Raw genomic sequence first — 6,298 nt, forward strand, 5'->3', positions numbered from 1 at the left:
GTGGCCGCGAGCTTCGCCACCGCCCGGCGACGCATCCACACCCGCGCGATGCTGGTCGCCGCCGTCATGCTGCTGGTGTTCGGTGCCATCGCCTTCATTCTGTGGATCGGCGGGCACGACGTACTGGCCGGTCGTATCACCGCCGGCCAGTTGTCGGCCTTCGTCTTCTACGCCGCACTGGTGGCCGGCAGCGTCGGCGCGCTATCCGAAGTCTGGGGCGACCTCCAGCGCGCTGCGGGCGCCACCGAACGACTCATGGAAATCCTGCAGGCCACGCCCGCCGTCGCGGCACCTGCCTCGCCGGTCGCACTCCCCACACCGCCGCGTGGCCAGATTCGCTTCGAATCGGTGCGTTTTCACTACCCCACCCGTCCCGAAAGTCCGGCACTGGACGCCCTGACGCTGGACGTCGCGCCGGGCGAAACCGTGGCCCTGGTCGGACCCTCGGGTGCGGGAAAAAGCACGGTGTTTCAACTCCTGCTGCGTTTCTACGACCCTGACAGCGGGCGCATCCTGCTCGATGGCGTGGCGCTGGACAGCGCGAATCCGGCGGACATTCGCTCTCGTATCGCCCTGGTATCGCAGGAGGCAGTCATCTTCGCCGCCAGCGTGCTCGACAATGTCCGTTACGCAAGACCCGAGGCGAGTCTGGACGAGGTGCGTCGCGCCTGCGAAGCCGCTTGGGCACATGAGTTCGTGGAACGCTTGCCGGACGGCTACGACACCGATCTCGGCGAGCGCGGTGTGCGTCTTTCAGGTGGGCAGCGCCAGCGTATCGCGATCGCCCGCGCCATCCTCGCCGACCGACCGGTCCTGCTGCTCGACGAGGCCACCTCAGCGCTCGACGCCGAAAGCGAGCGCATGGTCCAGGCCGCACTCGAACGCCTGATGGAGAACCGGACGACACTGGTCATCGCCCACCGCCTCGCCACCGTGCAAAAAGCCGACCGCATTCTCGTCATCGACGGCGGCCGAATCGTCGAAACCGGCACCCATGCCGAACTGATCCGCGCCGACGGCATCTACGCCCACCTTGCGCGGCTGCAGTTCGCCGGCTGATACTGCACCCACCCGCCGCAAAGGAGCAGACCCCATGCAAACCACACTGGTCATCACCCTGATCGCCGACGACCGCCCCGGCCTGGTAGAGAATCTGTCGCGCATCGCCTCCGAGCACGGCGCGAACTGGCTCGAATCATCTTTTGCACAACTGGCCGGCAAGTTCGCCGGCATCCTCAAGCTCGAAGTACCACAAGACTCGCTGAACGCACTCGAAGCCGCCCTCAGGGGACAACCCGGTTTCGGCATCGCGCTGGAAGTCGCCGCCGCCAGCACCACGCAGGCAACCGCGCGACGCTTCCACCTGTCACTGATCGGCCACGACCGCATCGGCATCGTGCGCGAAGTCACCCAAGTGCTGGCGAGCCACGCGCTCAACATCGAACGCTTCGAGAGCCACGTCGCCAGCGCAGCAATGTCCTCCGAGCCGATGTTCCACGCCGAGATCGCACTCAACGCCCCCGAGTCACTGGACGTTGCGCGGCTTCAAGTAGATCTCGAACGCTTGTCGGCGGACCTGATGGTGGATATCGAACTGGATGCGGACACGGCCTGAGTCGCATCTGGGTCGAGTCTGGAGGGACTGCCACTTGTAATCGATGTTTGCTGTCCGGGGAATCGAACGGCTCTGAGAGGCGTCGTCAGGTGTTCGGCCAACGCTGTCATTGGGCCACCGGACCGACTCGGGCGGCAACACGACGGTTACCTGTCATTCCCCAACTGATGGGGGTCGCTGATCACTGGTCACCCCAGACTACTGAATGTCCAGCGCCTTGTTCTCATCAAGCTTGTGAACACCCTGATAACCCGCAAGTGCCAACATCTCAGTCTCTTTACCATGCAGCAGCGCGTGAGCTTGGGTGACATCGGCCACGTTGGCGGCCATACCCACGACCGTATGCACCAGCCCGGGGTCGATATCGGCGCTGATTTGCGTCTTCATCCCGAAGTGCCACTGATTACCTTTCTTGGCCTGGTGCATCTCTGGATCGCGAGCATTGCCCCGGTTCTTGGTCGAGGGCGGTGCGACGATGATGGTCGCGTCAACGATCGTGCCCTCGCGCATCATCAAGCCCTTCTCGGCCAGATGCGCGTTGATTGTCTCGAACAACTGCTTCGTCAACCCCTGCGCTTCGAGCAGTCGCCGGAACTCGAGCAAGGTCATGATCACACCGCCGTGGAAGGCGTCGCACATGTTGCGAAGCTCGGGACTGAGATCCAGCGACAGTCGGGACCGGCCACTTTCGGCCGACTCGCGGTTGATGCCGAGCAGTTCGATCAACGGGATGGAACGATGAACGTAATCGGAGCGCACGGGCGCGTCGGCCTCCGCGGCCACTGAAGTCGATGGCAGTGTCCGGTCTCCGTTGGTGGTCGGGGGTCGCGCTTCACATCATCGCGCGTGCGCGATCAAGCTGCGCCCGGCACTCCTCGACCATCCGTTCAATGAGTTCGGCGCAGGTCGGTATATCGTCGATCAGGCCGATGACTTGCCCTGCGGTGACCACGCCCCCTTCGACCTCACCCGCTTCCAGGGCTGCCCTGCCGCGTGCGCCAAGCACCAGGTGGCGGATATCCTCGAACTGGCACCCCCCCGGACGGCGCTCGATCTCGACGACCTCTTTGGCGACCGCATTGGCGAACACGCGTGCGGTATTGCGCAGGGTCCGGAAAATGAGGCGGGTATCCTGCTCCGATGCGTTCATCAGCGCGTGCTTGATGTTGTAATGGATTGGCGCCTCCTGGGTCAGCATGAAGCGGGTTCCCATGTTTACGCCCTCTGCGCCCAGCGCCAGCGCCCCAGCCATGCCGCGACCGTCGGCGATGCCCCCGGAGGCGATCACCGGGATCTTTAGTGCCTTGGCGGCGAGCGGAATCAGCACCAGGCCACCGATGTCGTCCTCGCCCGGATGACCCGCGCACTCGAATCCGTCGATGCTGATGATGTCCACGCCGTTGCGCTCCGCAGACAAGGCATGGCGAATCGATGTGCACTTATGAACGACTTTGATCCCGTTGGCCTCGAAGCGCTCGATGAAATCACGCGGGCTGTTTCCCGCGGTTTCGACGACACGTACGCCTTTCTCGATGATCGCGCCGACATACTCCGCGTACGGAGGGGCCTTGACCGCCGGCAGAATGGTCAGGTTGACGCCGAAAGGTTGATCGGTAAGCGCGCGCGTCCTGTCTATCTCGCGCCGCAGAACATCCGGTGTCGGTTGCGTCAGGGCGGTGATCATGCCCATGCCCCCGGCATTGGAAACCGCCGCAACCAGCTCTGCGCGCCCCACCCACTGCATGCCGCCCTGGATGATGGGGTAACGACAACCCAGCAGTTCAGTGACCCGTGTCTTCATCTCGATATTCCTTTGTGGAAACCGGCTGCGGCGCGAACTTGCCGACGCACGCTGCGGTCGGTTATGCCACTGGCAATACGTCCGTCGCTCAGCTCGCCGCCTTGATCATGTTGCGTGCAATGACGAGCTGCTGGATTAGTGTCGTGCCTTCGCAGATACGGAACAGCCGCACGTCGCGATAAGAGCGGCCGATGCCGCACTCTGCCTACCTGCGCTCCTTCTGCAAACACCGGCCGCATCACACTCACAAGGGTACCCCTCCCGACTCAAGACATCGCATGCACACCGCTCTGCGTCCTGACGGAACTTTGCCGCGCGAGCAAGTGGGGCGTTCAGCGATAGACCAGCACCGGAATCTTGCTGTGCGTCAGGACCTTCTGGGTTTCACTCCCCAGGAGCAGGCCGGTGATGCCACGACGGCCGTGCGAGGCCATGAAAATGATGTCGCAGCCCTGCGCTTCAGCCGCGCCGATGATCGCGACGTAGGGGGTTTCACTCACCAGTGTGCGGCTTTCTGCAGCGACGCCCGCGGCCGTGGCGACTTCCACCGCCTTGCCCAGGGTTTCGTCTGCACGGGACTGCGCAAGCTTCGCAAAACGCTCGGGTGCGTGCGCATCCATGACCGGCCCGTCGCCGTAGATCTGCATCGGCGGCTCCGGCTGGGCGTAGAAAAAGGTGATGCGCGCACCGGTTTCCCGGGCAAAGTCGATCGCCCGCTCGACCGCGCTATCGGACAACTGCGAACCGTCCGTCGGGACGAGTAGATGTTTAAACATGCTGAGCATTCTCCGGGGAATGACGGGCACACCCACGGTGCGCCGGTCGGTATTCGATTAGCGTGGTATCGCGCCTCGCGGCGCAAGGCATCACATGCCCTGGTAGATCGGTCCTTCGCCGCCCTGTGGCACGACCCAGTTGATGTTCTGGGTCGGATCCTTGATGTCGCAGCTCTTGCAGTGCACGCAGTTTTGGGCGTTGATCTGCAGGCGCGGTTCGCCGCCTTGCCCATCGCGCACGATCTCGTACACCCCGGCCGGACAGTAACGCTGCTCGGGCGCGTCGTATTGCTCGAGGTTGATCCGGATCGCCACCGACGCATCCTTGAGCTGCAGGTGGCAGGGCTGCTCTTCCTCGTGGTTGGTGTTGGACAAGAACACCGAGAACAGCCGGTCGAAAGTCAGCACCCCGTCGGGCTTGGGGTAGTCGATCGGCGTGCACTCGCTCGCCTTCTTCAGCGCCGTGTGGTCCGCGCTGTTGTGCAGCGTCCAGGGCGCCTTGCCGCGCAACAGCATCTGGTCCATGCCGAACAGCAGCGACCCCAGCCACAGCCCCTTCTTCATCAGCGGCTTGAAGTTACGCGCCCGGTGCAGCTCCTCGCACAGCCAGCTCTGGCGGAAGGCCTCCGGGTAGGCGACGAGCTCGTCACGGCTGCGCTCGGCCACCAGTGCCTCGAAGGCGGCCTCCGCCGCGAGCATGCCCGACTTGATCGCGGCATGGATGCCCTTGATGCGCGAGGCGTTCAGGTACCCGGCATCGTCACCGATCAGCGCTCCGCCCGGGAACGTGGTCTTGGGTAACGACTGCAGCCCGCCCGCGGCCAGCGCTCGCGCGCCGTAGGCCAGGCGCTTGCCGCCCTCGAGAAACTTGCGGATCTGCGGATGCGTCTTGTAGCGCTGAAACTCCTCGAATGGCGACAGATACGGGTTCGCGTAGTTGAGCCCGACTACGAAGCCCACCGCCACCAGATTGCCTTCGAGGTGGTACATGAACGAGCCGCCGTAGGTGTCCGTCTCCAGCGGCCAGCCCGCGGTATGCATCACCAGCCCCGGCACATGCTGGGCCGCGGGGATCTCCCACAACTCCTTGATGCCGATACCGTAGGTCTGCGGATCGACGCCGTCGCGCAGGCTGAAGCGCGCCTCGAGTAGCTTGCCCAGATGGCCGCGGCAACCCTCGGCAAACAGCGTGTAGCGCGCATGCAGCTCCATGCCCGGCTGGTGCGCCGGACCTGGGCTGCCGTCGCGGTTGAGCCCCATGTCGCCGGTGGCTACGCCCTTGACCGCACCCGCCTCGTCGTACAGCACCTCGGCCGCGGCAAAGCCCGGATAGACCTCGATGCCCATCGCTTCGGCCTGCTCGCCCAGCCACTTGGCCAGATGCCCCAGGCGCACGATGTAGTTGCCGTGGTTCAGGAAGCAGCCCGGCAACAGCGCATTGGGCACCCGGCGCGCACCGCGCTCGCTCAGGAACACGAAGCGGTCCTCGCTGACCTCGGTGCTCACCGGCGCACCCTTGTCCTTCCAATCGGGAATCAGTTCGTCTAGCGCGCGCGGGTCCATCACCGCCCCGGACAGCGAGTGTGCGCCGATCTCGGCCCCTTTCTCGATCAGGCAGATCGACAATGCCTGCCCCTTCTCGTCGGCCAGTTGCTTCAGCCGGATCGCCGCTGCCAGACCCGCCGGGCCACCGCCGACGACGAGGACGTCGAATTCCATCGATTCACGCATGCTCGGTTTCTCGCGTTGTCGGGCCTCGGACGGCCCGGTTGATTCGGTTCAGTCCAACGCCGACGTCAGCTCCGGCACGACCTGGAACAGGTCGGCCACCAGGCCGTAGTCGGCCACCTGAAAGATCGGTGCCTCTGGATCCTTGTTGATCGCCACGATGATCTTGGAGTCCTTCATCCCCGCCAGGTGCTGGATCGCTCCCGAAATTCCGATCGCGACATACAACTCCGGCGCGACGATCTTGCCGGTTTGCCCCACCTGGTAGTCGTTGGGCACGTAGCCCGCATCGACCGCCGCACGCGAAGCGCCCAGCGCCGCGCCGAGCTTGTCCGCCAGCGGCTCGAGCTGCGCGTGATAGTTCTCGCCGCTGCCCAG

Annotated in this window: 7 protein-coding genes and 1 pseudogene; 2 read left to right on the plus strand and 6 right to left on the minus strand. The window is 64.5% G+C overall.

All coding sequences use genetic code 11. From position 1 onward, the window contains the following. Together GPA21_RS18630 and GPA21_RS18635 are read left to right on the plus strand one after the other, a co-directional pair. A partial coding sequence (locus tag GPA21_RS18630) for an ATP-binding cassette domain-containing protein (RefSeq protein ID WP_168989592.1) occupies positions 1-1,059 on the plus strand: 1,059 nt, incomplete at its 5' end. 34 nt (positions 1,060-1,093) lie between these two features. Then, complete coding sequence (locus GPA21_RS18635) at positions 1,094-1,615, plus strand: glycine cleavage system transcriptional repressor (protein ID WP_168989593.1); 522 nt, start codon at positions 1,094-1,096, stop codon at positions 1,613-1,615. A gap of 207 nt (positions 1,616-1,822) precedes the next feature. Here GPA21_RS18635 and GPA21_RS18640 read toward each other — a convergent pair. The 6 genes and pseudogenes from GPA21_RS18640 to GPA21_RS18665 form a co-directional block, all read right to left on the minus strand. Further along, positions 1,823-2,221 (minus strand): annotated as a pseudogene (locus GPA21_RS18640) (IS5 family transposase); the annotation flags it as partial. Between the two features lie 226 nt (positions 2,222-2,447). Next, the gene (locus GPA21_RS18645; protein WP_168989594.1) at positions 2,448-3,416 is read right to left on the minus strand and encodes an NAD(P)H-dependent flavin oxidoreductase; all 969 of its coding nucleotides are present in this window, start codon (positions 3,414-3,416) and stop codon (positions 2,448-2,450) included. Between the two features lie 88 nt (positions 3,417-3,504). Continuing rightward, positions 3,505-3,609 (minus strand): acyl-CoA dehydrogenase family protein, encoded by a 105-nt coding sequence (locus GPA21_RS21310; RefSeq protein WP_339379818.1) that lies wholly within the window; start codon positions 3,607-3,609, stop codon positions 3,505-3,507. A 139-nt stretch (positions 3,610-3,748) separates the two neighbouring features. Beyond that, complete coding sequence (locus GPA21_RS18655) at positions 3,749-4,192, minus strand: universal stress protein (protein ID WP_168989595.1); 444 nt, start codon at positions 4,190-4,192, stop codon at positions 3,749-3,751. Positions 4,193-4,282: 90 nt separating this feature from the next. Further along, complete coding sequence (locus tag GPA21_RS18660) at positions 4,283-5,923, minus strand: electron transfer flavoprotein-ubiquinone oxidoreductase (RefSeq protein ID WP_246262052.1); 1,641 nt, start codon at positions 5,921-5,923, stop codon at positions 4,283-4,285. Positions 5,924-5,971: 48 nt separating this feature from the next. After that, the coding region (locus GPA21_RS18665) for an electron transfer flavoprotein subunit alpha/FixB family protein (protein ID WP_211163701.1) at positions 5,972-6,298 on the minus strand (327 nt) is incomplete at its 5' end.

The sequence above is a fragment of the Azoarcus taiwanensis genome, assembly GCF_012910885.1.
In the GTDB taxonomy this organism is placed as follows: Bacteria; Pseudomonadota; Gammaproteobacteria; order Burkholderiales; family Rhodocyclaceae; genus Azoarcus_F; species Azoarcus_F taiwanensis.

What these genes read in the sequence shown, in the direction of transcription:
- GPA21_RS18655 (WP_168989595.1), bottom strand. Translation starts at nt 4,192, where the DNA reads ATGTTTAAACATCTACTCGTCCCGACGGACGGTTCGCAGTTGTCCGAT.
- GPA21_RS18635 (WP_168989593.1), top strand. Translation starts at nt 1,094, where the DNA reads ATGCAAACCACACTGGTCATCACCCTGATCGCCGACGACCGCCCCGGC.
- GPA21_RS18645 (WP_168989594.1), bottom strand. Translation starts at nt 3,416, where the DNA reads ATGAAGACACGGGTCACTGAACTGCTGGGTTGTCGTTACCCCATCATC.
- GPA21_RS18660 (WP_246262052.1), bottom strand. Translation starts at nt 5,923, where the DNA reads ATGCGTGAATCGATGGAATTCGACGTCCTCGTCGTCGGCGGTGGCCCG.